The organism is Ruegeria sp. AF3, assembly GCF_056536285.1.
This window is the reverse complement of record NZ_JBQFJM010000001.1, coordinates 907,389-931,674: the sequence shown is the minus strand read 5'-3', so window position 1 is coordinate 931,674 and position 24,286 is coordinate 907,389. Positions and strand designations below refer to the sequence as shown.

Here is a 24,286-nt window from a genome sequence, read left to right as displayed (position 1 = left end):
CCCGCCTTACTCGATGATGACCAGAGGGGTGCCGAACTCAACAGCGTCGCCATCGCCCACCAGCACGCGCTTGATGGTGCCTGATTTGGGGGCGTGGATGTGGTTCATGGTCTTCATCGCTTCGACGATCAGCAGCGTGTCGCCTTCGGACACTGTCGCGCCGACGGAAATGAAAGCGGGCGCTCCGGGTTCCGGCTGCATATAGACCGTGCCCACCATAGGCGAGGTGACAGCGCCCGGATGGCTGGCCGGATCTTCGGCGGCAGCAGGGGCCGCCGCGGGGGCCGCAGCCGGTGCCGCTACGGGGGCGGGCGCTGCTGCAGGAACAGCCATCTGAACCGGAGCGGCCACGGTCTGTGTCATACGGCTGACGCGCACGTTCAGGCTGTCTTCTTCGCCATATTCGCGTTTGACCTGCAACTCGGTCAGATCGTTTTCGCGCAGCAACTCGGCCAGAGCCTTGATGAATGCCACATCCGCTTCGTGTTTGGTGTCTGTCATGAGTATCCTCGACGGTTCCCCTTTGGCCCGTCTGTTTCTTGCGGGCTCTGATCAAATTACGCAGGGTTATAGGCTAAGCGGCGGTGCATGAAAAGCGCCGACTCGCACCATCTGGCATGCGTTTCACGCGTAATTTAAAGGGTCGGACAGGTCACAGGGGCATCCCCGATAATTTGGCGACCAGTTCAGACAGCTTTCGTGCGCCGAATTTTTCAAGCAAACGGGCGCGGTAAGCTTCGATTGTGCGGTAACTCAGTCCCAGCTCTGCTCCGATCTCCTTGGCCGACAGGCCACGGCAGGACAGGATGGCCACTTCGCGTTCACGGATGGTCAGTTCAACCAGCGGTCGTTCCTCGGATATGTCGGAAAAGCTCCAGATGCCGTGGCGGAACGGGTCGTCGGGCGTCAGCGACCGGCCCCGGGCGCGGCACCAGAACAGGTCCCCGCTGCGGCGGCGCATGACACGCTCATCCGTGTAGTACCCGGTGCCGCGCATCACCTGCAGGCTGCGCTCACCGATCCTCTCCCAATCAGCGACCGAAGGGTAAAGGTGCAACAGCGGCATGTTGCGATAGTCGTTTTCTTCTCCGCCAAAGGTGCGGGCAAATTGCAGGTTGCAGCGCCGGATGATCCGGTTTTCCAGCTCAACAAGCCCGATCGGCGCATATTCAAAGGCGGGGTCGCTCATGCGTGTATGGTGCCGGGAAAGCGCGCGGAAATGAAGGGGGGATGCGATGTCTTGCGCCAGATTGACGCCCGAAACAGATGCTGTGGTCTGCGCCAGTTTGTGAAAGTTGTAAATGCCGGTTGAAAAGAAATGATTAACCTACAGAAACAGATGTTATAATCTGAAAACGAATGTGAATTCCGCCGGATCTGAATTCAGGGAAAGTAAGCATGCGCGACACGTTGACAGGCAGCCGCATTCGCGAAAGACGCCAGATTGCCGGGCTGCGGCAGGCCGAACTGGCGCGGCAGGCCGGCGTATCGGCGTCTTATCTGAACCTGATCGAACATAATCGCCGCAGGATCGGGGGCAAGTTGCTGGTCGATATCGCGGCGGCGCTGGGCGTTGAACCTTCGGTCCTGACACAAGGGATCGAGGCAACTCTGGTTTCCGCCCTGCGTGAAGCGGCCGAGGAAGCGGTCGGGCAACAGGCCGAGGTTGACGGGCTTGAGGAGTTTGCCGGTCGTTTTCCCGGCTGGGCCGGTGTTCTGGCGCAGATGCATCGCCGTGTCGTGTCTTTGGAGCGGAACGTCGAAACCCTGTCCGACCGCCTTACGCACGACCCGCAACTGGCCGCGTCGATGCACGAGGTTCTGTCAACCGCCGCCGCGATACGCTCGACCGCCGCGATCCTTGCGGATACCCAAGATATCGAGGCCGAATGGCGCGAGCGTTTCCACAAGAACCTGCATCAGGATGCCGAACGGCTGGCAGGCAGTTCCAAGGCGCTGGTGACCTTCCTCGACGAAAGCGACTCGGCGGTTGATCCACGTGCCGTTCCCCTGGAAGAGGTCGAAGCCTTCTTTGAAACCCGCGGCTACACGATTTCCGAACTGGAAGACGGTGGCGATGTGGACGCGGTTGACCTGAGCGGGCTCAATACCTCGGCGGCGCGCACCGTCGCGCGCGAAGTTCTCAGAATTTATCGCGCAGACGCGCAGGCCCTGCCGCTAGAGGCTGTCAAAGCGGTTGTTCAACAGGGTGATCCGAACCCCATCGAACTGGCGCAGCGGTTCTCGGTTGATTTTGCCACTGTCCTCAGGCGGCTGGCCTTTCTGCCGGATGGCATCCTGTCACAACCGGTTGGCATGGTGCTGTGCGACGCGTCCGGAAGTATCCTGTTTCTCAAACCGATTCAGGGGTTTACCTTGCCCCGGCATGGCGATGTCTGCCCGCTTTGGCCGCTGTTCACAGCCCTCAGCCGTCCGCTGGTGCCGGTGCGCAAGCAGGTCGTCCTGACCGGCAGGTCCTCGGCCCTTTTCGACTGCGTTGCCTATGCCTGGCCGCATGCAGTGTCGGGATACGATCAGGACCCGGCCTATCGCTCGGTCATGGTGGTGCGCCCGGTCAGGGACCCGTCAGACGCGGTGCCGGTCACTCAGGTGGGGCCGAATTGCCGTGTCTGCCCAAACCGCGATTGCAAAGCGCGGCGCGAGCCGTCGATTTTGAGCGAAGGTTTTTGACACGTTCATGACAGACCGCTTAATCTGGCGGGAACCGGTCCCGGGTTGGAAGGCCGGGTATGGGAGGAATTGAACATATGAGCCGAAAGGTTCTGCTGATTGAGGACGAACCGAACATCGCCGAGGCTATCCGGTTCCTGCTGTCGCGCGAGGGATGGCAGGTCGAAACGCATGGCGATGGAACGGATGCGGTTCAGGTGATCCAGGGGGCGCAGCCCGATCTGGTCATTCTGGATGTCATGCTGCCGGGCAAGAACGGTATGGATATCCTTCGGGAACTCAGAAAAATGGAGGAACTGGCAGGCTTGCCGGTTCTGATGCTGACCGCACGGGGTCAGTCGCGCGACCGGGAAATGGCCGAAAACGCAGGCGTCAGCCGCTTCATGACTAAACCGTTTTCCAATGCCGAAGTTCTGACGGCCGTGCGTGATCTTCACGCGCAGGCGACGCGCATTTGATGTCCGGCGAGGGCAACAAGACCAAACCACCGGGCGCACGCCCTTCGCTTTTTCTGGAACGTCAAAGCTATCGCCGTCACAGGTTGACGGATGCTGCCCGGATTTTGCCCTTTCTGGGCGCGGCGCTGCTGGCCCTTCCGTTGCTGTGGCCGGATCGGTCTGGCGGGGATGCGGCTGTGCCCTTGTCTTCGGCGATGTATTACATATTCCTCTGCTGGGGCGCGCTGATCCTGGCCGGGTTTGTCTTTGGGCTGGCCGCCCGCCGCATGGCCGTGCGTGAAGGATCGGACACGGGCGCTGAGTGATGGCCACCATAAATATTCTGATTCTGGTTTGCCTTGGCTATGTCGTGTTCCTGTTCGCGGTGGCCTTCGCCGCGGATCGCATGGCTGCGGCCGGGCGTGGCAAATGGTTGCGTTCGCCCGTGATCTACACGCTGTCCCTGTCGATCTATTGCACTGCCTGGACGTTTTATGGCGCGGTGGGCAACGCCGCGCGGTCGGGGCTGGAGTTTGTCACCATCTACCTCGGTCCGACGCTGGTGATGGTCGGCTGGTGGTGGGGGCTGCGCAAGCTGGTGCGCGTCGGGCGCAGCCAGCGGGTCACCTCGATCGCCGACCTGCTGTCGTCCCGGTATGGCAAGTCGAACACGCTGGCGGTCTGCGTGACCATTCTGGCGGTGCTGGGCGGCACGCCCTATATCGCACTGCAACTGCAATCGATTACCCTGTCCTTCTCGATCTTTGCCGAGGCTGATCCGTCAGGCCTCTACCGTGAAGGGTCCAGCGTGTTTTGGGTCGCGGCTGGTCTGGCCGTGTTTGCCATCCTGTTCGGCACCCGCAATCTGGACGTGAACGAACGTCATCATGGCGTGGTCACGGCCATCGCGGTCGAGGCCGTTGTCAAACTGTTTGCGCTGATCGCCGTGGGCGTTTTCGTGGTGTGGGGGATCGCGGGCGGCATTGGCCCGATGATGGACCGGATCGATGCCTCGGAAATCGGCCAGTGGAACGTCGATGCCGGGCGTTGGACGACGTTCATCTTTCTGTCGGCCGCCGCCTTTATCTGCCTGCCCCGGATGTTTCAGGTGATGGTGGTGGAAAACGATGACGAAGGCCATCTCAGAACCGCTGCCTGGGCTTTCCCGCTCTACCTGCTGTTCATGAGCCTGTTTGTCGTGCCCATAGCCGTGGTCGGTCTGGACCTGCTGCCTCAGGGCGCCAACCCCGATCTGTTCGTTCTGACCGTGCCGCTGTCCCAAGGCAATGACTGGCTGGCAATGCTGTCCTTCATCGGCGGGTTTTCCTCGGCAACCTCGATGGTTATCGTCAGTGCGATGGCCCTTTCGACGATGGTGTCCAACCATGTGGTCATGCCCATCTGGCTGAACACGCAGGAAGGCACCGGCTCGGTATCCGGCGATGTGCGCAACATTGTCCTGATGGCACGCCGTGTTTCCATTGCCGCCATAATCGCGCTGGGCTTTTTCTACTACCGGCTGTCCGGGGGCGGTGCCGCGCTGGCCTCGATCGGGTTGATCGCCTTTGCCGGTATCTCGCAGATTCTGCCAGCGCTGGTTGGGGGGCTGTTCTGGCGCAGGGCGACCCGGACCGGGGCGCTGGTCGGGCTGACCGTTGGCTTTGTGCTGTGGATATACACCCTGCTGCTGCCGGGAATGGGCGGCGCGTGGATGCCCGAAACCGTGCTGCAAAACGGCTTGTTCGGCCTTGGCTGGCTGCGCCCTCATGCCCTGTTCGGGATCGAGGGGATCGATCCGATGGTGCATACGGTGATGTGGTCCTTGTCCCTGAACACGCTTGCCTTCTGCGTCGCGTCCCTGCTCAGCTTTCCCAGCCCGTTGGAACGGTTGCAAGGGGCGCAGTTCGTCAACGTCTTCGATCACTCGGTCGCGCCGCGCGGTTGGTCCGGGTCAGTGGCGCAAAGCGAAGACCTGATGATCATGACGCAGCGCATTCTGGGCACCGGCCCCACACAGGAATTCTTTCAGGCCGAGGCGCAAAAACAGGGTGGCCGTTCGCACCTGCCGGAACCGACGCCGGGCTTTCTCAACCGTCTGGAACGCGAGCTCAGCGGCTCGGTCGGCGCGGCCATGGCCCATGCGATGATCGGCCAGATCGTGGGCGGATCGTCGGTCTCGGTCGAGGATCTGCTGGCCGTGGCCGACGAATCCGCGCAGTTGCTGGAATATTCCGGCCAGCTCGAGGAAAAGTCCTCCGAACTCAGCCGAACCGCACGCCAGCTGCGCGAGGCTAACGCCAAGCTCACCCAGATTTCCGAACAGAAGGACAGCTTTCTGAGTCAGGTCAGTCATGAATTGCGCACGCCGATGACCTCGATCCGGGCGTTTTCGGAAATCATGCGCGACACCGATGGCCTCAGCCGCCAGGAGCAGACCCGCTATGCCGCGATCATTCATGACGAAGCCCTGCGCCTGACCCGGCTGCTCGATGATCTGCTGGATCTGAGCGTGCTTGAAAACGGGCAGGTCAGCCTCAATCTCAGTGATGACAGCCTGCGCTCGGTTCTGGACCGCGCCGTGCCCAGCGCTCTGGCCGGGGCGGACCGGAAGATCACCGTCCGCCGGACCCGCGCGGCCGAACGTATCTTTCTGCATACGGATCTGGATCGGTTGGGGCAGGTGTTCATCAACCTGATCTCGAACGCGCAGAAATACTGTGACGCGGACGATCCGGTGCTGGTCATTTCCGCCCATGATGTCGGCGGGCGGGTCATCGTCGACTTCATCGACAATGGCAGCGGCATCCCACCGGGTGCGCGCTCGATGGTGTTTGAAAAATTTGCCCGCGTGGGCGGCGACAAAGCTGGTGGAGCGGGGCTTGGTCTGGCCATCTGCCGCGAAATCATGCAGCGGCTGGGGGGTGAGATTACCTATCTGCCGGGGCAGGGCGGCGCGGCCTTCCGGATCAGCCTGCCACAGGCCTATCAGCAGGCGGCGCAGTGACGCGGCCATAAAGGACTTGGTAACGCCCGAGGGTGTAAACCGGTTGCCAGGTGCTGGAACAATTGGTGATCGGGCGTCATGTCACAAGATGTCAATGCCGCGTTGGCGCGCAAACTGTCCGTCGGACAAAAGGATCTGGGGGATCGCCCGCGTTCGGTTCTGCGGGCGCTGCGCCTTGGGTTCGCGCGGGCTGCGGGCGACCGGCTGAACCTGCCGCTGGCGGTTATCGGGGCAAAACAATCCAGCCAGTCGCAGGACGTGCCGGGGGACGCGGCGGGGCAGGATTGGCTGCTGCTGGTGTTTGACGGCCCTGAAGGCCGCGCCGCGGCCTGTCTGAACCCGAATGTGGTCTCGGCCATTGTTCAGGCCCAGACCATTGGTCAGGTTCTGCCCGGTGACCCCGGCGCACGCACGTTCACGGATACGGACGCCGCCATCGTGGCTCCCTTGATCGAAGCCGCGTTGACCGGTTCCGCCGCGTTGTTCGACGCCTCATCGGATCAGATTTGCCTTGCGGGGCTGGAATATTCTTTTCGCGCCAAGGATTTGCGCACCCTGTCGCTGGCGATGACGGAAGAGGTGTATCGCATTTTCGAACTGACCGTCGATCTGGCGAACGGAGAGCAGCAGGGCCGCATCTCGGTTTTTCTGCCAGAACATCCTGCAGTCTCGGATGTGGCAGAAGATACCGGGGAAAAGGCTGATCTGCGCATGGATCAGTGTTCGGGCGTGATGCGGGCGGAACTGACCGCCGCGCTGTGCCGCATGCCGCTGCCCCTGTCCGACCTGTCCGACCTGCGGATCGGGGACATTCTGCCGTTGCGCGGGGCGCGTCTGGACCGGACCGAGGTTCTGACGATCGACCGGACACGCGCCGGTATCGGTCGCCTTGGGCAATGCGGTGGTCTCCGGGCCGTGCGGCTGAATGAAACCGCTGCATTGCCAGCCCTGACTGGTTCTGACGCGCAGGACTTCATCGCCAGCAAAAGTGGAACACCACCGCAAGATCACCCGGTTGAACCGGCTGCGCATGATATGCACGCCCAGACCGTCCCGGCCGGGGTGTCAGATCTGACAGATAGCGATCTGATCGTGAACGATTCAGAACGGATGGTCGCGGAAATTACGCAGCTGGCGGGGCTGGCGCCCCCGGAGTCCGCCAGCTAGGTTAAGGGGCACTTAGCCGCCATTGTCGCGCATCTGGTCCAGCATGGGGCGCAGATTGTCCAACTGATACCCGGCTTTGCCGGTCGCACTCAGGATGTCGTCCGTGCTCATGTGGTCGCACTGGCCCAGCGCCCAGACAACCGAACACCGCGTGCCCGAGGCACAATAGGCCAGAACAGGGCCACTGCCGTTTTCCGCCATGTCGCGCTGCCGCTTCACGTTCTCAGGTGTCATCGTCTGGTGGGTCAGCTCCAGCACCTCATATTCCATACCGGCGGCCCGCACCGCTTCGCCGATCGCGTCGGATTGCATGGCCGGGGGAACTTCGGCATTGGGCCGGTTGCAGATCACCTTGGCAAAGCCAGCCTCGGCGATGGCCGGAACATCCTCGACCGTGATCTGCGGCGAGACAGCATAGCGGGGGGTAATCTGACGAATCTCCATGCCAATTCCTTAGGCCGCGTTTGCCGCCCTGTCCAGTTGCGCGCCCAGGGGTGGTGCCACGAACATCCCGGCCGCCATTGCAACCAGAAAGACCAGCCCGCCCAGCCCGCCATAGCTCAGCGAGGCCATTGCCGGTCCGGGGCACAGCCCGGCCAGTCCCCAGCCCATCCCGAACAGAACCGAACCCACGATCAGCCTGCGATCAACCTCGGGCTTTGCAGGGGGTGGAAAGGCTCCGCCGGTCAGGGCGTTTTGCCGTCCGGTTGTCATCCGCCACGCCACAAGCATCGGCAGGATGGCACCGGCCATCACAAAGGCCAACGTCGGATCCCAGTTGCCAAACACATCCAGCCAGCCCTGAACTTTTGTGGTGTCTGTCATGCCTGAAATCAGCAACCCGGCGCCGAACAGCGATCCGGCGATCAATGAAATGAAAAGGCGCATCAGATCACTCCCAACACATGACGCAGCAGCACAAGGGTGACGCCCCCGGCAAGGATATAGAAAACGGTGGCCACGATGCCGCGCAGCGAGAACCGAGAGATCCCGCACACCCCGTGCCCCGAGGTACAGCCATTGGCGATCCGTGTACCGATACCGACCAGCAGCCCGGCCAGAATGACAACACCCAGATTGCTGGTAAGATGCGTCTGAGCCTCGGGCAGGATCAACGGGCGCAGAAGAAGGGGCATTCCGACAAGCCCCGCAATAAAGGCCAGCTTTTCGGCCATGCTCCCCTTGGCGCTGCCATCGACAAGGCCGCCCAGAATGCCGCTTGCGCCCATGATCCTGCCATTGCCCAGCAGGTAAACCGCCCCGGCCAGACCGATCACCAGACCGCCGCACAGCCCCCAGATCCACTCTATATTCATGTGGGAATTCCCTTTGTGATTTGTTGTTCCCGCGTCACAGCTTGTTGACCGGCAGTTTCAGGAAAACATCGCCCTGTTCATCCGCCGGAGGCATCTGACCGGCCCGCATGTTGACCTGCAAAGACGGCAGGATCAGCCGCGGCATGGCCAGCGTGGCGTCCCGCGCGTCGCGCATCTCCACGAATTCTTCGATGCTGCGCCCCTGTCCGATATGGACGTTCAGCGCCTTTTGTTCACCTACCGTTGTCTCCCACGCGTATTCGTCGCGGCCCGGAGCCTTGTAATCATGCCCGACATAGATGCGGGTGTTGTCCGGCAGCGACAGTATCTTCTGGATCGACTGGAACAGCGTAGCCGACGATCCTCCGGGGAAATCACAACGTGCGGTACCAAAATCGGGCATGAACAGTGTGTCACCGACAAATGCGGCGTCGCCAATCACATAGGTCATGCAAGCCGGTGTGTGACCCGGCGTATGCAGCACGTCGCCCCGCATCTGGCCGATGTGAAAACTGTCGCCTTCCTTGAACAGCGCATCAAACTGGCTGCCATCGCGCTGAAACTCGGTTCCTTCGTTGAAAACCTTGCCGAACGTGTCCTGCACGGTGACGATCTGATCGCCAATCCCGATCTTGCCGCCCAGCTCCTGTTGCAGATAGGGGGCCGCCGACAGGTGATCGGCATGGACATGGCTTTCCAGAATCCACTCGACCTTAAGGTCCTGCGCGCGCACAAAATCGATGATCTTGTCCGCCGAGGTTGTCGACGTCCGCCCCGAGGCATGGTCGAAATCCAGCACGCTGTCGATGATGGCGCAGGCCCGCCCCTGAGGTTCATGAACCACATAGGAAACCGTGAAGGTCTGCTCGTCAAAAAACGCTTTCACTTTCGGTGTCATGATCTTCTCCGTTTCGGTCACGCATATCATATATGTGAATTGGAATGTGATGCAATATCGAACCTGCATTTGATGCCGGTCAAAGCAACCGCTGAAATCCTGGCTTAATCTTTAGCCTATCCGCGTCAGATTGCCGAAACTTCGACCATGGCAGGCAATTTCCCGCACAAGGTTACGATATTATCTGCGGGTCGCAATCCCGTTACGTATATTGGGGATACTGGCGCCACTTGGGAGGATGGTTATGACACCGACTGGTCTTTATTCCGAAGCCGAGCAGCTTGAACGTAAGCTTGTAAACGCGGGTCTGGAAACGCGTTTGGCGCTTCAGCCGAGTGTAAGTAAGGTTGTTGACCGAATGCGGCAGCAGGGGATGGAGGTGCCTTCGCGCTTGCGTCGTCTGGATGCGGCCTTGTGCGAAGACGCGATTGAAGCGCAGTTTGATAACTTGCCGGTGTGAACCGGGTGGTCATCCAAGGGATATCCCGAGGATGACCAGCATCAATCCAAGCACGGACAGAAACAGCGAGGCCAGGTTCCAGGGCAGGACCCCCTGAACCACCGCGCGCAGCTCGTCATCCGACAGACCGGCCTTGCGTGCCCGCATCACGCGAAGAATGCACCAGACCAGACCGGCAAGCCCGGCCACAGACAGGGCCGCACCGCCCCAGGTGATGAATTCAAACATGGTTCCCCGCATATCCTCGTGAACTGATCACGCGCTTAACGGATCGGTTGGGGTCATACAAGTGCGCCGGCCCAATGGGTGCTTGCGACCCGGGCGGCAGCACTGTATCCGGCATTCCACACCAGGGTTTCAGCCTCTGGAACAGGCGCGTCAGGCAGGTGCCCCCGATGATCGGGCCACCGCCGTTCACTGCCAACAACAGGCTGTCCACTTCTGGTTGCAGGTCCATAACCGGGAACAAAAAAGATGAGCATGTCTGAAGAAGCAGAAGCAAATTACAAGGTCACCGCGGGCGAGCTGCGCCAGTTTGTGGATCGTATCGAGCGCCTTGAGATGGAAAAGAAAGACATCGCCGACCAGATCAAAGAGGTCTACGCCGAAAGCAAGTCGCGCGGTTATGACGTAAAGGCCCTGCGCAGCATCATTTCCCTCAGAAAAAGGGACAAGGATGACATCGCCGAGCAAGAGGCCGTTATCGAAATGTACAAAGAAGCGCTGGGCATGACCTAAGCCCGACCGCCACGAAACACGCTCCGCCGCAGTCCATCCCCTGGTCTGCGTAGCGGAGAAATATCAGGGTCAGACTCCCCTGTTCCGGGGCCTTCAACCGCAGCTATCATTTCATTTTGCGTGGTCGGTTTCGTCCGACGCCAAGTGATCAGAGCCGTCGCGCGATCCCGCAGGCACTGCACTTGACGCCTCCGGGCTGTATCGAACCGCCCATAAGCCAAACTCGAACCACTAAAGTCTCTGACGCGCCAATGGCCAAAGACGCCGGAACGCCCAAACCCTTCCGGATGAAAGCGTGCTTTTTCACAGGAAAATGAAGGATGGTGCTGCTGGAGAGAATTGAACTCTCGACCTCTCCCTTACCAAGGGAGTGCTCTACCTCTGAGCTACAGCAGCGCTGTGGGCGGGTGATTAGACTCAAACGAAACGCGGCGCAAGGGTGTCTGGACGGTTTTTTTCGCCTCCTGTAGAGAAAGATCATGACGGATAAAAATTCACCCAAAAAACAAGGTAAACCCGGCGATGCGCGCGAGGCGCGGCTGAAGGCGGCGCTCAAGGCCAACATGGCGCGTCGCAAGGCGCAGGCCAAGGCGCGCGCGGCCGCGGGGGACAAGCCTGACAAGGACGAGGGATAAGAGCAGATGGATTCGATTCTGGTAACGGGCAACGGCCCGCTGAACGGTCAGATACCGATTGCGGGGGCCAAGAATGCGTGCCTGACGCTGATGCCCGCAACATTGTTAAGCGAAGAACCGCTGACGCTGACCAATGCGCCGCGGCTGAGCGATATCAAGACCATGACCGCGCTGCTGCAATCGCTGGGGGCCGAGGTGTCGTCGCTGCAAGACGGTCAGGTGATTGCAATGTCCAGCCACAGCCTGACCAGCCAGACCGCCGATTATGACATCGTGCGCAAGATGCGTGCGTCTAATCTTGTGCTGGGCCCCTTGCTGGCGCGGTTCGGGCAGGCGGTCGTGTCACTGCCGGGCGGTTGTGCGATCGGTGCCCGTCCGATGGACCTGCATGTCGAAGGGCTCGAGGCGCTGGGCGCCGAGATTGAGCTGAAGGACGGCTATCTGCACGCCAAGGCTCCGGGTGGTCTGAAAGGGGCCGTGCATCAGATGCGCTTTGCCTCTGTCGGAGCAACAGAAAACATCGTCATGGCCGCCACGCTGGCCAAGGGCACCACGGTGCTCAAGAACGCCGCGCGCGAACCCGAGATCGTCGATCTGGTTGAATGCCTGCGCAAGATGGGTGCCCAGATCTCTGGTGAAGGCAGCTCGACCATCGAAATTCAGGGCGTCGACCGGCTGCACGGGGCCACCCATCAGGTTGTCACCGACCGGATCGAGCTGGGCACCTATATGCTGGCCCCGGCGATTTGCGGTGGCGAGGTCGAACTGCTGGGCGGTCGCATGTCACTGGTCGAATCCTTTGCGGCCAAACTGGATGCGGCAGGCGTCAGCGTTTCGGAAACCGCAGGCGGTCTGAAAGTGGCGCGCAAAAACGGGCGTGTGCGCGCGGTGGATGTGGTGACCGAACCTTTCCCCGGCTTCCCGACCGACCTGCAGGCGCAGATGATGGCGCTGATGTGTACGGCCGAGGGCACCTCGGTTCTCGAAGAACGCATTTTCGAAAACCGCTTCATGCACGCCCCCGAACTGGTGCGCATGGGCGCGCAGATCGAGGTGCATGGCGGCACCGCCACGGTGACCGGGGTCGAGCGTCTGAAAGGCGCGCCGGTGATGGCGACCGACCTGCGGGCTTCGGTCTCGCTGATCCTTGCCGGATTGGCGGCAGAAGGGGAAACAACGGTCAGCCGGGTCTATCATCTGGACCGCGGATATGAACATGTGGTGCGCAAGCTGGAAGGTGTGGGCGCAAAGATTGAACGGATCAAGGGCCAATGACAGACGCAAGTTTTGAAGACGGGCGCGAGGCGCCGCTAAATCTTGGGGCCGAGGATGCAGATGACCTTCAGGTGATCTCGACCCTCGCGCAAGATGCCGTGTTTCCGGTGACCGAGATGAAGTGGCAACCGGCGCAGCGCCGCTTTGGCTTGCTGCTGAACCGCTTTCGCTGGGAAGACAAGGATGCCGCCGCCCGCCGCGACCGCCCGTTTGAACGGGTGCAGTCGGTGCTGGTCTTCGGTTCGGTTCTCTCGGTGTCCAGTCAGGGCATTGATCGCGGTGACACCGACATGATCATGTCACTGCTGTCGGTCGTTTTCGAACCCGGCGAGGATGGCGCGGGCCATGTCCTGCTGACGCTGGCCGGTGACGGCGCGATCCGCCTGACGGTCGAGGCGCTGGATGCCACCCTCAAGGACGTCACGCGCCCTTATCAGGCCCCCTCCGGTCAGGCCCCGTATCATCCCGAATAGATGCAGAACAAGCGCGGCATATCTCAGGCGTTTTCGAAGGTGCCCGAAGGTGTCACTCTGCGTCGCGCCACCGTTTTCGACGTTTTCGACATCAGTCGGGTTCTGATCCGTTCGATCACGCAGCTCTGCGGGGCCGATCATCAGGGTGACCCGCAGGCCATCGCGCAATGGGCCGATAACAAGGACCCGGCCTCGATCCGGGGCTGGATCAAACCTGGATCGCAGATCTGGCTGGCTGAACGGGCCGGGCAGGTGGCCGCCGTAGGCGGTTTGTTGGAAACCGGAGAGATCACTCTGCTTTACATCGACCCGGATCATAAGGGCTGTGGTCTGGGGGCGGCGGTTTTGAATCGGCTGGAACGGGAACTGCTCGCGGCGGGATGTTCCTCAGCCTCGCTTGAGGCAACAAAAACCGCGCAGGATTTCTATCTGCGCCACGGCTGGCAGGCTACCGGCCGGTGCTGCGGCCACGGGGATCTGTCCTGCTTTGCCATGCACAAATCGCTGCACCCCGTGGGCTGAGGGTTGAGGCCGCGCGCTCCGGGCGATATGTCCCAATGCGCAACGCCCGGAGTGCCAGATCATGCCCGTTTTCCTTGATACCACATCGCCCGATTTCGAACCCGCCTTCCGGACCCTGCTCTCGGCCAAGCGCGAGGACAGCCCGGATGTGGATGCGGTTGTGGCGCAGATCATCGACGACGTACGCAACCGGGGTGACGCGGCGGTGATCGAACTGACGGCCAAATTCGACCGGCTGACGCTGACGCCCGAAACGCTGGCCTTCAGCGCGCAGGAGATCGCAGAAGCGGTGGCGCTGGTCGGGGCCGAAGATCGCACGGCGCTGGAACTGGCGGCTTCCCGCATCCGGGCCTATCACGAAAGGCAGATGCCCGAGGATCAGGAATGGACGGATGCGACGGGCGCAACACTCGGCTGGCGCTGGTCTGCTGTTTCGGCCGCAGGGCTTTACGTGCCGGGTGGGCTGGCCTCGTACCCGTCATCGGTGCTGATGAACGCGATCCCAGCCAAGGTGGCCGGTGTGGAACGGCTGGCCATCGTGGTGCCCACCCCGGACGGACAGGTGAACCCGCTGGTGCTGCTGGCAGCAAAACTGTCTGGTGTGGATGAGGTTTATCGCATCGGTGGCGCGCAGGCCGTGGCGGCGCTGGCCTATGGTACCGACACCATCGCGCCGGTCGACAAGATCACCGGGCCAGGCAACGCCTTTGTCGCCGCCGCCAAGCGGCGCGTCTTTGGCAAGGTCGGCATCGACATGATTGCCGGCCCCTCGGAAATTCTGGTCATCGCCGACAAGAACAACGACCCTGACTGGATCGCGCTGGACCTGCTCAGCCAGGCCGAGCATGACGAAAGCGCGCAGTCGATCCTGATCACCGATGACGCCGCATTCGGCCAATCCGTCGCGCAGGCGGTCGAAAAACGGCTGGAAACCCTGCAACGCCGCGCCATCGCTGGGGCCAGTTGGCGTGACTACGGCGCGGTGATCACCGTGCGCAACCTGGACGAGGCCGCCGCCCTGTCCAACCGCATTGCCCCGGAACATCTGGAACTTTGCGTGGCCGACCCGCGCGCGCTGAGCGAAAAAACCATCCACGCCGGAGCCATCTTTCTGGGTCAGTACACACCCGAAGCCATCGGCGACTACGTCGGCGGTCCCAACCACGTGTTGCCCACCGCCCGCTCGGCACGGTTTTCGTCTGGCCTCAGCGTGATGGATTTCCTCAAACGCACCACGCTTAGCCAGATGACCCCCGAAGCCCTGCGTGCCATCGGCCCTGCTGCCGAACAGCTGGCGCAATCGGAAAGCCTCGAGGCGCATGGCCTCTCGGTCACCGCGCGCCTGAACCGCCTGAATGGCTGAAATGACGCAAAGACCGGGCGCATATGGCGTTTCTGTGCGTTGCTCGCCGAATATCATTGTTATAGGTCTGTGCTGACGCAAGGAATGTGACTGTAAAGATGACCCGCATCTCGCATATCGAACTGGATGATAGAAATCTGCCGCCGCCAACGCCCGAGATCGAGCAGGAGCGCAAGGTCGCCATCTATGATCTGCTTGAAGAAAACAGCTTCTCGCTGCCCAAACGCGACGACCGCGTTGTGCCCGAAGGCCCCTATCGCCTTCAGCTTTCGATCCGCGACAAACGGCTTGTCTTCGACATTGAAACCGAGGCCAACGAAAAAGCGGCCGAGTTTCATCTGTCGCTCGGCCCCTTCAGGCAGGTGGTCAAGGATTACTTCCAGATCTGCGAAAGCTATTTTGACGCGGTGAAATCGCTGCCGCCCAGCCAGATCGAAACCATCGACATGGCCCGCCGGGGTATCCACAACGAAGGCAGCCGCGTGTTGCAGGAACGACTGGAAGGCAAGGCAGATGTCGACACCGACACCGCCCGTCGCCTGTTCACGCTGATCTGCGTTCTGCATTTTGGGGGCTGACGCGTGAAGCCTCTGCCGCAGTCGGTCTTGTTCTGTTGCGACCACAACGCGGTTCGGTCCCCGATGGCTGAGGGGCTGATGAAGAAATTCTATGGCACCGGCACCTATGTTCAGTCCGCCGGTGTGCATAACGATCTGGAAATTGACGGCTTCAGCATCGCGGTCTGCCACGAGGTGGGCGTGGAACTGTCCCGCCACCGGTCGCGCTCCTTTGACGAGATGCAGGAATGGGGCGATGACCTCAGCTCGTTCGATCTGGTCGTGGCGCTTTCACCCGCCAGCCAGCGTCAGGCGCTGGAACTGACCCGTGTTTTCCACCTCGATGTCGATTATTGGCCAATAATGGACCCTACCGGGATGGGCGAGACCCGCGAACAAAAGCTACACCACTACCGACAGACCCGCGACCAGATCATTCAGCATCTGAAAGACCGCTGGGGCGAACCTACGGAGGGGACATGAACCAGACCGTCAAAACCTATTTCGATGCCTTCAACGCCGGTGACGTCGATGGCATGCTGGCCTGCCTGTCCGATGACGTGGCCCATCACGTGAACGAAGGTCAGATTCGCGTCGGCAAGGACAAGTTCGCGGCCTTTTGCGCCCATATGAACCGCTGCTACCGCGAAAACCTGACCGACATCGTCGTGTTCGATGCCCAAGGCGGTACCCGCGCCGCGGCCGAGTTCATCGTCAACGGCACCTATCTGGAAACCGACGAGGGCCTGCCCGACGCGCACGGCCAGACCTATCGCCTGCCTGCCGGGTCGTTCTTTGATCTCAGGGACGGCAAGATCACCCGCGTCACCACCTTCTACAACCTTGCAGACTGGACCAAACAGGTCTCGAATGGCTGACGTCAGTGACGTCCGCCCCCTGACCGGAGCGGCACTCGGGGCCGCTCTGGACGATGTCGCCCGCCTGCGGATCAGGGTGTTTCACGCCTGGCCCTACCTCTATGACGGCGATCTGGAATACGAACGCAAATACTTGCAATCCTACCGCGACAGCGACAAGGCCATCGTGGTCGGCGCTTTCGACGGCGACCGCCTGATCGGCGCCTCGACCGGCGCGCCGCTGACCGATCACGCCGACGATTTCGCCGCGGCCTTCGCAGACACCGGGCTCGATCTTTCGCAGATCTTCTATTGCGCTGAATCCATCCTGCTGCCGGACTATCGCGGGCAGGGTGTCGGCCACACATTCTTCGACACGCGCGAGGGGCACGCCCGCGAACTGGGCTTTGCCAAATGCGCCTTTTGCAGCGTGCAGCGCCCCACTGACCACCCGCTGCGCCCCGACCACTACCGCCCGCTGGACACCTTCTGGCGCGCCCGCGGATACAAGCCCTTACCCGGCGCAATCGCCCAATTCTCGTGGAAGGATATAGGGGAGGAGGGAGAAACGCCGAAGCCGTTGCAGTTCTGGATCAGGGATTTGTAGGGTTCGGGTTGGGGGCGGCGCAGCAGGGTTTTTCTGTGTGTTGCCGGAAGTGAATGGAGGCCAGCAAAGCTGCCATTCGCTGCAGGTGCAGTGTTGATCATTTTAAATGGCAGCAGTGCGGACAAAGCCGACCTTGGAGAAAAGCGAGATAATGCTTGAAAAAACTCGCTTCCGCTGGGATGGTTTATCCGACAGAATTTCCTGAGGAATTTCGAATGCATTTTCCCAAACTTGCCGCGGTTTCGTCGATTGCTCTTGCAATAACCAGTTCGCAAGCGATCGCTCAGGACCGGGGACCGATACTGTTCACAAACGTCAACGTGTTTGACGGTGTAAATGAGGAATTGATTGAAAATGCCAATGTCGTTGTAACCGACAATCTGATTACAGAAGTTTCCTTAGAACCCCTTTCAGTCGCTAATGGTATCGTCATCGACGGCGGTGGACGCACGTTGATGCCTGGCCTGATCGACGTACACTGGCACACGCTTTACTGCTGCAATCCGCAGAGCGTGGTTGTGACCGGCGATATTCTTGAGGTCGCGGTGCGGGGTGCCATCGGGTCCGAAGGCACATTAATGCGCGGCTTCACTACGGTGCGCGACGTTGGCGGCAATTCATTTGCCATAAAACGGATGATTGACGCAGGCGAGATCGAAGGCCCTCGTATCCTGCCGTCCGGCCCGCCCGTGACACAAACCGGCGGCCACTTTGACTATCGCCCCTACCAAGCGGTTCCGACGAACGGCGCGGATTCGCAATGGTACTGGTACAGCGTTGGTTTGATGGCGCAGGCTGATGGTGTTCCGGAAGTGGTCAAACGCGCGCGTGAGATCATGCGCATGGGCGCGACCCAGCTTAAAATTTCCACCGGCGGCGGGGTGTCATCTACCTATGACCCTCTGGATGTACGCCAATACACCAAGGCCGAAATCGAGGCATTCGTAGAGGTGGCTGACACCTACAACACCTATGTTGCATCTCATGTCTTCACGGACGAGGCAGTGGAGATAGCCGTTGCCGCTGGCGTTAAGTCCATCGAGCATGGCTTCTTGATGAGCCGCGAAACGATGGAACTGATGCGCGACAACGACGTGTGGTTGTCAGTGCAGCCTCTTCTGGATGACGAGGATGGCTTTTCTTTCGACGACCCTGTTAGCCAGCAGAAATGGATCGACGTCACCAACGGTACAGATTTCACCTACAAAACGGCGAAAGAAGTTGGCGTGAAAGTCGCTTTCGGCACCGACATCCTGTTCGATCCCAAACTGGCCGAACGTCAAGGCGCGTTCCTTGCCAAGTTGCAGCGCTGGTACACGCCATACGAGGTGCTGAAAATGGCGACTTCAACCAATGCTGAACTGCTCAAACTCTCAGGCCCGCGCCACCCCTATCAACAAGGCGATTTGGGTGTAATCGCAAAGGGCGCTTATGCCGACTTAATCCTTGTGGACGGCAATCCGCTGCAAGATATCGACCTGATCGCAGACCCGCATGAGAATTTCGATTTGATCATGAAAGACGGCAAAGTCTACAAGAACACGCTGGACTGAGTTCCAGATGAAGTCCTTTGCTCAAAGCCAACTTTGTAACAACTGCTTTGGGCTCTTCCCCCCCCTTCACCCATCCCCAGAATCAGATTGATCTGTACACGCGGCGGCTCTCACGGTTTAGTGCCTCGACGCATCGGCTCAGGGGATCCCATCAATGAAAGTCGCAACCGCAGCGTATAATCTCTACTGGCTCGACAGCTGGGCGCAGTACGAGGACAAGCTGGACCGTTGGGTTGCCGAAGCTGCCGGGCAGGGGGCCGGGCTGCTGGTGTTCCCCGAATACGGCGCGATGGAGGTGTCGACGCTCGATGGTGCCGACGTGGCGGGTGATCTCGAACGCTCGATCCGCGCGGTTTCGGACCGGTTCGAGGATGTACAAAATTTGCACTCGCGCCTCGCAAGTGCGTACAAAACGTACATTCTGGGCGCATCGGCCCCGATTGTGGATGGGTCCGGCCGCCCGGTGAACCGCGCCGCGTTCTACGCCCCGGACGGTGGCCGCGACCATCAGGACAAGCAGATCATGACCCGCTTTGAACGCGAGGACTGGGACATTGCGCCGGGTGGTCCACTCAAGCTGTTCGACACCGCACTGGGTAAAATCGGTGTTCTGATCTGCTATGACAGCGAGTTTCCCCTGCTGGGCCGCGCACTTAGCCACGCGGATATGATCCTTGTACCGTCCTGCACCGAAGCGCTGTCAGGGTATTGGCGTGTTCGCATCGGGGCAATGTCAAGAGCATTGGAAAATCAATGTGTTACAGTCATGTCATCCCTGGTCGGAGCCAACGGCTGGTCCGTAGCTGTGGACATGAACACCGGCATGGGCGGCGTTTTCGGCCCGCCGGACAAGGGGTTCCCAGCCACCGGAGTGCTGGCCGAGGGCACTCTGAATCAGCCCGGCTGGACCTATGCGGATGTCGACCTGTCTGCCATCGCAGAGGTTCGCGCCGATGGGCACGTGCTGAACCGGACCCATTGGCCAGAGCAGGACGCCCGAGTCGAAACGGTCACATTATCCACCCTTTAGATGAATCCGCCCTTGAAATAAGGGAAAAATAGGCTCATTTAAGCGCACATCCCCGCAGATTCTGCGGGCGCAACCTAATGATGGAGACAACATGGCCAAGGAAGATACGCTCGAATTTCCCGGTGTCGTGAAGGAACTCCTGCCTAATGCGACGTTTCGGGTCGAGCTGGAAAACGGCCATGAAATCATCGCACATACGGCAGGAAAGATGCGCAAGAACCGCATCCGTGTTCTGGCCGGCGACAAGGTTCAGGTCGAGATGACCCCCTATGATCTGACCAAGGGTCGGATCAACTACCGCTTCAAATAACGCCTGCCGAGATGGCGTTTATCCTGGGATCGGGCAGCCCAAGGCGGCTGGACCTGCTGGCGCAGCTTGGCGTGCAGCCCGACGCCATCCGCCCCCCTGACATCGACGAAACACCGCTGAAGGGTGAGCTTCCTGTTCCGTATTGCAGTCGCATTACGCGTGAAAAAGTAAAGGCTGTTCAATCGGATAGCGGTGACATCACGCTTTGCGCGGACACGACAGTTGCACTGGGGCGGCGTATTCTGGGCAAGCCCCAGGATGAGGGGCAAGCCGCAGAGTTCCTGTACGCTCTGTCCGGTCGCCGTCACCGGGTGATCACTTCGGTCGCCGTTCGGCGCGGGGATCGCATCCTGCAACGTGATGTCGTCTCGCAGGTCAAGGTCAAACGCCTGTCTGACGTTGAAATCAACGCTTATCTGGCGACCGGTGATTGGCAGGGCAAAGCCGGGGCCTATGCGATCCAGGGCCCTGCTGGCGCATTCATCCCATGGATTTCGGGCTCGTTCACTGGCATCGTGGGGCTGCCCCTGTCCGAGACCGCCGCCTTGCTGCAAGGGATCGGCTACCCACTATATAGCGAGGCATCATGAAGGGTCGAACCATCGTTCTAGACCATATCCAAGACCGCGAGGCCGCGGCATTGATGGTCGACGGAAAGCTTGATGATCTCCTGATCGCCGCCGACGCGCCGGCACCCGGCACCATTTATCGCGCCCGTGCCGATCGACCGGTCAAGGGGCAGGGTGGTATGTTCCTGACCACACCCGACGGCCCGGCTTTTCTTCGACAGGTCAAAGGGTTGGCGCCGGGTGCCACGCTTTTGGTGCAGGTGGGCGGATATGCCGAGCCCGGCAAGGCCATCCCTGTAACCAACCGCATCCTGTTCAAGAGCCGCTTTGCCATTGTCACACCCGACGCACCGGGCCTGAACATCTCGCGCAGCATCAAGGATGAAGACAAGCGGGATCAACTGCTTGAAATCGCTCATGAACAAATGGGCGACAGCCCCTACGGGTTGATCCTCCGCTCCTGCTGCATGGATGCGGATGCCGGTGATATTGCCGACGACATTTCGGCCATGCTTGCGCAAGCTGAACAAGTGATGACGGACGAAGGGTTCGACGTCGAACTGCTGAGCGAAGGTGACAGCCCGCATATCCTGGCATGGCGCGACTGGACCGATCCTGCCGAGGTTGTGACGAAAACCGGCAGTTTTGAAACCCATGGTGTGCTGGACGCGCTGGATGTCGCCCGTGGCATTTCCGAACCTCTCCCCGGAGGCGGATATCTTTTTATCGAACCGACCCGCGCATTGGTGGCCGTAGACGTGAACACAGGCGCGGATACGTCGCTGGCGGCAGGAACAAAAGCCAACTTCGCTTGTGCCAAAGCCTTGCCACGTGCATTGCGTGTGCGCGGGCTGGCGGGGCAGATCACACTGGATCTGGCTCCGATGCCCAAGAAAGACCGCCGAGGGTTCGAATCCGCCCTGCGTGCGGCCTTTAAGTCGGACCCGGACGAGACGATACTGGCGGGATGGACACCTCTGGGGCATTTCGAGTTGCAGCGCAAACGCAGCCGGTTACCTGTCGCAGAGATCCTGAAATGAGCTGTCCGATCTGCGGAGAAGAAACGCAAAAGAAGTTCCGCCCGTTCTGTTCGAAACGCTGCGCAGACATTGATCTGGCCAAGTGGCTGAACGGCTCTTACGCGGTCCCGTCTCAGCGCGAAGACGACCCTGAGACCGAGGCCGATGCGGACGAACGCAATACAATGCGACCGCACTGAAAAAATGTAAAAAAGCCTCTGGACACTGCCGGTAGCAAGTCATAGAACGCCTCCACCCAACGACAAACGTCGTTCCCGTGCCCGGGTAGCTCAGGGGTAGAGCAGTGGATTGAAAATCCTCGTGTCGGTGGTTCGATTCCGCCCCCGGGCACCACTCTTAGATCCAGAGATATCTAAGAATGTACAAAAAGCATTGATTTATCAATGTCTAGCGCTAATGCTGTGTCCAATGCAGTCCAAAATGATCCTGCTTAAATCAGTTTAGATGGGGGTACTATTGGGAGTATTTTTTGTGAGGATGTTATTTTGCCGCTTAGGTCATGTTGACAAATGGCGAAACCAAAGCCGGATGGACGTTATATCGATGAATCCCAGGAAGCTTTCTGCGGTCTTGTCGTAGCGGGTTGCAACACGCCGAGCGTTCTTGAGCTTGTTGAAGCAGCGCTCGACCCGATTTCGCAGACGATAAAGTGAGCGGTCGACGCCAACGCGCATCTTTCTGGTTTTCCGCATGGGAATCTGGGTCATCACATCTCGATCATTCATCTTTTTGCGTATTTTGTCAGCATCATAGCCGCGATCTGCTAATAACACGCGCGGCTGAGGCAGGTTGTCTGCCATGACCAAATCGAAACCACGATAGTCAGATGTCTGGACCGGTGTGATCTCGGTCCTCATAGGCAAGCCGTGTGCGTTTACGAGAAGGTGGATCTTGGTCGTGAAGCCACCTCTCGAACGGCCAAAACCCTGTCGCGGAGTCCCCCTTTTGCACCCGCTGCCTGATGATGGGCGCGGATTACGGTGCTATCGATCATTTGCAGGGCGTCTGGCACTGATCCACTTCGGTTCAAGGCGTCCATAATCTCTTCCCATAACCCCGCCAGTGTCCAGCGCCGAAACTGTCGGTAGACGCTGAACCACTTGCCGAACTCTTCCGGCAGGTCGCGCCACGGAGCCCCTGTCCTGGAAATCCAGAAAATCCCATCAAGAACAAGGCGGTGGTTGATAGGCTTGCGTCCATTCGGGGCGCGGACAGCCAAGATGAACCGCTCAAAGAACGCCCATTACTCGTCCGACATCAGGTCTCGTGCCAAGCTGGTCTCCGTCGTAGATACCAGCTTGAATCATGCCCGCCGACAGATGTGGATCCCTTTTGTCAACATGACCTAGCATTGTCAGTGATAATGGAACAGAGTTCACCAGCCGGGCGATCCTGAAATGGGCGAACGAAAACGGCGTGGACTGGCACTACATCGATCCTGGCAAACCCCAGCAGAATGCCTTCATCGAGTCGTTCAATGGCAGCCTGCGCGACGAGCTGCTGAATGAAGAGATGTTCGAAAGTCTGGACGATGCCCGGCGCAAGCTGGTGCTATGGCGGTACGATTACAACAACGTCAGGCCACACTCATCGCTAGGAAACCAAACACCCGCAGAAGCGCGCCGGACGCTTGAGCAATTTGAGGGCTCCGCGCCCGGCGCGCTTGCCCAGACCGAAACCGAGGAATATGAAAGCCAGACCCGCAGACTCACGTTGTGAATGAGGGAGCCTCGGGGGGCAGGTCAGTTAATCTATCCCCACTACAATAGGTTTGGCTTTCACCTCTTCCAACATCGACAAAACTTCGGCTTTCCAACCCGCTTTGATCTTCAAAGCCAATTGAGACGGTGGTCGGTGGTCGGGCACAAGGGTTGCATACTCGTATCTTAGCGGTTTTTCGAACGGTAAGAATACAACCTTTCCATTAGACAGGTTCAGCTCTTGTTCAGTGGCAACGGTCAATGGGTCCATGATAGAATAACACTGTCCTGAACTCACAAAGGGTATCAAGGGAAGAAAGTACTGACAGGTCACCGTTGGATTGTAATTCGCGGATACATCCTGAAACTCTTGCCTAATTTTGCGCTGAAACGGGTGCGCGGCATGCAATCCCCCCATCGGGGCTCCGTCAAGATCGGAAATGGAAACGGTCATGCGCGAAGCAAGCGGGCTGTCACGATCAACGGCGCAAAAACAATCTGCCTGGATCAGTTCTGTTGAATACTGAGGCTCTTTCCCGGCCGAATACTCGAAGTCTGCGAAGCCGAAATCAATATTCTGCGTGCCCGCTAGCTCCATGATCTGAGGCGAACTGCGCGTAGATAATGTGATACGTATCTCGGGGTTCTCGCCGACCGATTGGCTGATGAAACGCGGGAAAAGAAAGGCGGACGGGCCTGGCATTGTCGCGATATTCAGGCTGCCGGAATGCCCCTTGATCAATCCTTCCATCGTGCTGGAAATTGTCGCAAGGCGGTCCAGAATGCCTGCGGTTTCGGCCAAAAGGTAATGTGCTTCGGGGACAGGTACCAATCGCCGTCCCTTTCGCTCGAACAGTGTCAGGCCAAGGGTCTTTTCAAGATTTTTCAAGGCCAGACTGATCGCAGGCTGGGTGCGGTTCAGTTTCCTGGCGGTTTGAGAGATGGAGCCGGTCTCCATCACCTCACGGAAAACGGTCAGCTGCGTAAGGTTCATGAGTCATGTATAAGCTAAACTATAGTTTTGTGAAATATAATAAATTTGTCTTTATGCAATTTGCCTCTACGCTTGCAGGATCGAAATTCG

31 protein-coding genes, 2 tRNA genes and 1 pseudogene are annotated in these 24,286 nt (G+C 59.7%); 24 read left to right on the top strand and 10 right to left on the bottom strand.

Features of this window, described 5'->3' with window-relative positions:
- Positions 1-6 precede the first annotated feature (6 nt).
- Together accB and ACR3FC_RS04645 are read right to left on the bottom strand one after the other, a co-directional pair.
- Positions 7-501, bottom strand: a complete 495-nt coding sequence (gene accB, locus ACR3FC_RS04650) for an acetyl-CoA carboxylase biotin carboxyl carrier protein (RefSeq protein WP_480473619.1) — start codon at positions 499-501, stop codon at positions 7-9.
- A gap of 151 nt (positions 502-652) precedes the next feature.
- Positions 653-1,189 (bottom strand): LuxR C-terminal-related transcriptional regulator, encoded by a 537-nt coding sequence (locus ACR3FC_RS04645; protein WP_209505755.1) that lies wholly within the window; start codon positions 1,187-1,189, stop codon positions 653-655.
- A 209-nt stretch (positions 1,190-1,398) separates the two neighbouring features.
- Here ACR3FC_RS04645 and ACR3FC_RS04640 point away from each other — a divergent pair, with 209 nt between their 5' ends.
- From ACR3FC_RS04640 to ACR3FC_RS04620, 5 genes are all read left to right on the top strand, one after another.
- Positions 1,399-2,691 (top strand): helix-turn-helix domain-containing protein, encoded by a 1,293-nt coding sequence (locus tag ACR3FC_RS04640; protein ID WP_480473618.1) that lies wholly within the window; start codon positions 1,399-1,401, stop codon positions 2,689-2,691.
- Between the two features lie 77 nt (positions 2,692-2,768).
- Positions 2,769-3,149 (top strand): response regulator transcription factor, encoded by a 381-nt coding sequence (locus ACR3FC_RS04635; protein WP_480473617.1) that lies wholly within the window; start codon positions 2,769-2,771, stop codon positions 3,147-3,149.
- Positions 3,149-3,454 (top strand): hypothetical protein, encoded by a 306-nt coding sequence (locus ACR3FC_RS04630; RefSeq protein ID WP_480473616.1) that lies wholly within the window; start codon positions 3,149-3,151, stop codon positions 3,452-3,454. The genes ACR3FC_RS04635 and ACR3FC_RS04630 overlap by 1 nt, the downstream gene beginning before the upstream one ends.
- Positions 3,454-6,132: an ATP-binding protein gene (locus ACR3FC_RS04625; RefSeq protein WP_480473615.1), complete on the top strand. Its 2,679-nt coding sequence runs from the start codon at positions 3,454-3,456 to the stop codon at positions 6,130-6,132. The genes ACR3FC_RS04630 and ACR3FC_RS04625 overlap by 1 nt, the downstream gene beginning before the upstream one ends.
- Before the next feature lie 78 nt (positions 6,133-6,210).
- Positions 6,211-7,299, top strand: a complete 1,089-nt coding sequence (locus ACR3FC_RS04620; RefSeq protein ID WP_480473614.1) for a FliM/FliN family flagellar motor switch protein — start codon at positions 6,211-6,213, stop codon at positions 7,297-7,299.
- A gap of 12 nt (positions 7,300-7,311) precedes the next feature.
- Here the strand turns inward: ACR3FC_RS04620 and ACR3FC_RS04615 are convergent, their stop codons facing one another.
- From ACR3FC_RS04615 to ACR3FC_RS04600, 4 genes are read right to left on the bottom strand one after another with little or no spacing between them, the layout of a single operon-like run.
- Complete coding sequence (locus ACR3FC_RS04615) at positions 7,312-7,743, bottom strand: protein tyrosine phosphatase family protein (protein WP_480473613.1); 432 nt, start codon at positions 7,741-7,743, stop codon at positions 7,312-7,314.
- A gap of 9 nt (positions 7,744-7,752) precedes the next feature.
- The gene (locus ACR3FC_RS04610) at positions 7,753-8,187 is read right to left on the bottom strand and encodes a DUF6691 family protein (protein ID WP_267366618.1); all 435 of its coding nucleotides are present in this window, start codon (positions 8,185-8,187) and stop codon (positions 7,753-7,755) included.
- Positions 8,187-8,615 carry a YeeE/YedE family protein gene (locus ACR3FC_RS04605; protein ID WP_267366620.1) on the bottom strand — a complete coding sequence of 143 codons (429 nt, stop codon included), beginning with the start codon at positions 8,613-8,615 and terminating at the stop codon, positions 8,187-8,189. Before ACR3FC_RS04605 ends, ACR3FC_RS04610 begins: the two co-directional genes overlap by 1 nt.
- Before the next feature lie 34 nt (positions 8,616-8,649).
- Positions 8,650-9,513 (bottom strand): MBL fold metallo-hydrolase, encoded by an 864-nt coding sequence (locus tag ACR3FC_RS04600; RefSeq protein ID WP_480473612.1) that lies wholly within the window; start codon positions 9,511-9,513, stop codon positions 8,650-8,652.
- Positions 9,514-9,757: 244 nt separating this feature from the next.
- On the opposite strand from ACR3FC_RS04600, the gene ACR3FC_RS04595 reads away from it, so the two are divergent.
- Positions 9,758-9,973: a hypothetical protein gene (locus ACR3FC_RS04595; protein WP_480473611.1), complete on the top strand. Its 216-nt coding sequence runs from the start codon at positions 9,758-9,760 to the stop codon at positions 9,971-9,973.
- 9 nt (positions 9,974-9,982) lie between these two features.
- Here the strand turns inward: ACR3FC_RS04595 and ACR3FC_RS04590 are convergent, their stop codons facing one another.
- Positions 9,983-10,201 carry a hypothetical protein gene (locus tag ACR3FC_RS04590; protein WP_209505778.1) on the bottom strand — a complete coding sequence of 73 codons (219 nt, stop codon included), beginning with the start codon at positions 10,199-10,201 and terminating at the stop codon, positions 9,983-9,985.
- Between the two features lie 246 nt (positions 10,202-10,447).
- On the opposite strand from ACR3FC_RS04590, the gene ACR3FC_RS04585 reads away from it, so the two are divergent.
- Complete coding sequence (locus ACR3FC_RS04585) at positions 10,448-10,711, top strand: DUF2312 domain-containing protein (RefSeq protein WP_480473610.1); 264 nt, start codon at positions 10,448-10,450, stop codon at positions 10,709-10,711.
- 321 nt (positions 10,712-11,032) lie between these two features.
- Here the strand turns inward: ACR3FC_RS04585 and ACR3FC_RS04580 are convergent.
- A tRNA-Thr gene (locus tag ACR3FC_RS04580) sits at positions 11,033-11,107 on the bottom strand.
- A gap of 83 nt (positions 11,108-11,190) precedes the next feature.
- On the opposite strand from ACR3FC_RS04580, the gene ACR3FC_RS04575 reads away from it, so the two are divergent.
- The 16 genes from ACR3FC_RS04575 to ACR3FC_RS04500 all read left to right on the top strand — a co-directional run bounded on the left by ACR3FC_RS04575 (position 11,191) and on the right by ACR3FC_RS04500 (position 21,835).
- Positions 11,191-11,346, top strand: a complete 156-nt coding sequence (locus ACR3FC_RS04575; RefSeq protein WP_209505784.1) for a hypothetical protein — start codon at positions 11,191-11,193, stop codon at positions 11,344-11,346.
- 6 nt (positions 11,347-11,352) lie between these two features.
- Positions 11,353-12,621 (top strand): UDP-N-acetylglucosamine 1-carboxyvinyltransferase, encoded by a 1,269-nt coding sequence (murA, locus tag ACR3FC_RS04570; protein ID WP_480473609.1) that lies wholly within the window; start codon positions 11,353-11,355, stop codon positions 12,619-12,621.
- Positions 12,618-13,094, top strand: coding sequence for a DUF2948 family protein (locus ACR3FC_RS04565; protein WP_480473608.1), 477 nt, complete (start codon positions 12,618-12,620; stop codon positions 13,092-13,094). The genes murA and ACR3FC_RS04565 overlap by 4 nt, the downstream gene beginning before the upstream one ends.
- Positions 13,095-13,616: a GNAT family N-acetyltransferase gene (locus tag ACR3FC_RS04560; RefSeq protein ID WP_480473607.1), complete on the top strand. Its 522-nt coding sequence runs from the start codon at positions 13,095-13,097 to the stop codon at positions 13,614-13,616.
- A 61-nt stretch (positions 13,617-13,677) separates the two neighbouring features.
- Entirely contained in the window at positions 13,678-14,979 is a 1,302-nt protein-coding gene (gene hisD, locus ACR3FC_RS04555; protein ID WP_480473606.1) for a histidinol dehydrogenase, read from the top strand.
- A 98-nt stretch (positions 14,980-15,077) separates the two neighbouring features.
- The gene (locus ACR3FC_RS04550) at positions 15,078-15,557 is read left to right on the top strand and encodes a UPF0262 family protein (RefSeq protein ID WP_171722821.1); all 480 of its coding nucleotides are present in this window, start codon (positions 15,078-15,080) and stop codon (positions 15,555-15,557) included.
- A 3-nt stretch (positions 15,558-15,560) separates the two neighbouring features.
- On the top strand, positions 15,561-16,019 hold the full coding sequence (locus ACR3FC_RS04545) for an arsenate-mycothiol transferase ArsC (protein WP_209505795.1): 459 nt from the start codon (positions 15,561-15,563) through the stop codon (positions 16,017-16,019).
- Positions 16,016-16,414, top strand: a complete 399-nt coding sequence (locus ACR3FC_RS04540) for a ketosteroid isomerase-related protein (RefSeq protein WP_480473605.1) — start codon at positions 16,016-16,018, stop codon at positions 16,412-16,414. The genes ACR3FC_RS04545 and ACR3FC_RS04540 overlap by 4 nt, the downstream gene beginning before the upstream one ends.
- Entirely contained in the window at positions 16,407-17,000 is a 594-nt protein-coding gene (locus ACR3FC_RS04535; RefSeq protein ID WP_480473603.1) for a GNAT family N-acetyltransferase, read from the top strand. Before ACR3FC_RS04540 ends, ACR3FC_RS04535 begins: the two co-directional genes overlap by 8 nt.
- Positions 17,001-17,215: 215 nt before the next feature.
- Positions 17,216-18,553, top strand: coding sequence for a metal-dependent hydrolase family protein (locus tag ACR3FC_RS04530; protein WP_171127174.1), 1,338 nt, complete (start codon positions 17,216-17,218; stop codon positions 18,551-18,553).
- A gap of 154 nt (positions 18,554-18,707) precedes the next feature.
- Positions 18,708-19,583, top strand: coding sequence for a carbon-nitrogen hydrolase family protein (locus tag ACR3FC_RS04525; RefSeq protein WP_480473602.1), 876 nt, complete (start codon positions 18,708-18,710; stop codon positions 19,581-19,583).
- Between the two features lie 91 nt (positions 19,584-19,674).
- Entirely contained in the window at positions 19,675-19,893 is a 219-nt protein-coding gene (gene infA / locus ACR3FC_RS04520; protein ID WP_005978431.1) for a translation initiation factor IF-1, read from the top strand.
- An 11-nt stretch (positions 19,894-19,904) separates the two neighbouring features.
- A complete protein-coding gene (locus ACR3FC_RS04515) occupies positions 19,905-20,483 on the top strand; it encodes a Maf family protein (protein WP_480473601.1) in 579 nt (192 codons plus the stop codon).
- On the top strand, positions 20,480-21,502 hold the full coding sequence (locus ACR3FC_RS04510) for a ribonuclease E/G (protein ID WP_480473600.1): 1,023 nt from the start codon (positions 20,480-20,482) through the stop codon (positions 21,500-21,502). The genes ACR3FC_RS04515 and ACR3FC_RS04510 overlap by 4 nt, the downstream gene beginning before the upstream one ends.
- On the top strand, positions 21,499-21,681 hold the full coding sequence (locus tag ACR3FC_RS04505; RefSeq protein ID WP_480473599.1) for a DNA gyrase inhibitor YacG: 183 nt from the start codon (positions 21,499-21,501) through the stop codon (positions 21,679-21,681). The genes ACR3FC_RS04510 and ACR3FC_RS04505 overlap by 4 nt, the downstream gene beginning before the upstream one ends.
- A 79-nt stretch (positions 21,682-21,760) precedes the next feature.
- Positions 21,761-21,835 (top strand) — tRNA-Phe (locus ACR3FC_RS04500).
- A 164-nt stretch (positions 21,836-21,999) separates the two neighbouring features.
- On the opposite strand, the gene ACR3FC_RS04495 is transcribed toward ACR3FC_RS04500, so the two are convergent.
- Positions 22,000-22,724 (bottom strand): IS5 family transposase gene (locus ACR3FC_RS04495; protein WP_480476803.1). Its coding sequence is split into 2 segments (ribosomal slippage): positions 22,000-22,451 and positions 22,451-22,724, totalling 726 coding nucleotides; the frame shifts between segments, so codons are not numbered across the junction.
- Positions 22,725-22,852: 128 nt separating this feature from the next.
- Between ACR3FC_RS04495 and ACR3FC_RS04490 the strand changes: the two are divergent.
- Positions 22,853-23,221 (top strand): annotated as a pseudogene (locus tag ACR3FC_RS04490) (integrase core domain-containing protein); the annotation flags it as partial.
- Between the two features lie 27 nt (positions 23,222-23,248).
- Here the strand turns inward: ACR3FC_RS04490 and ACR3FC_RS04485 are convergent.
- A complete protein-coding gene (locus ACR3FC_RS04485; protein WP_480473598.1) occupies positions 23,249-24,196 on the bottom strand; it encodes a LysR family transcriptional regulator in 948 nt (315 codons plus the stop codon).
- Positions 24,197-24,286: the final 90 nt, after the last annotated feature.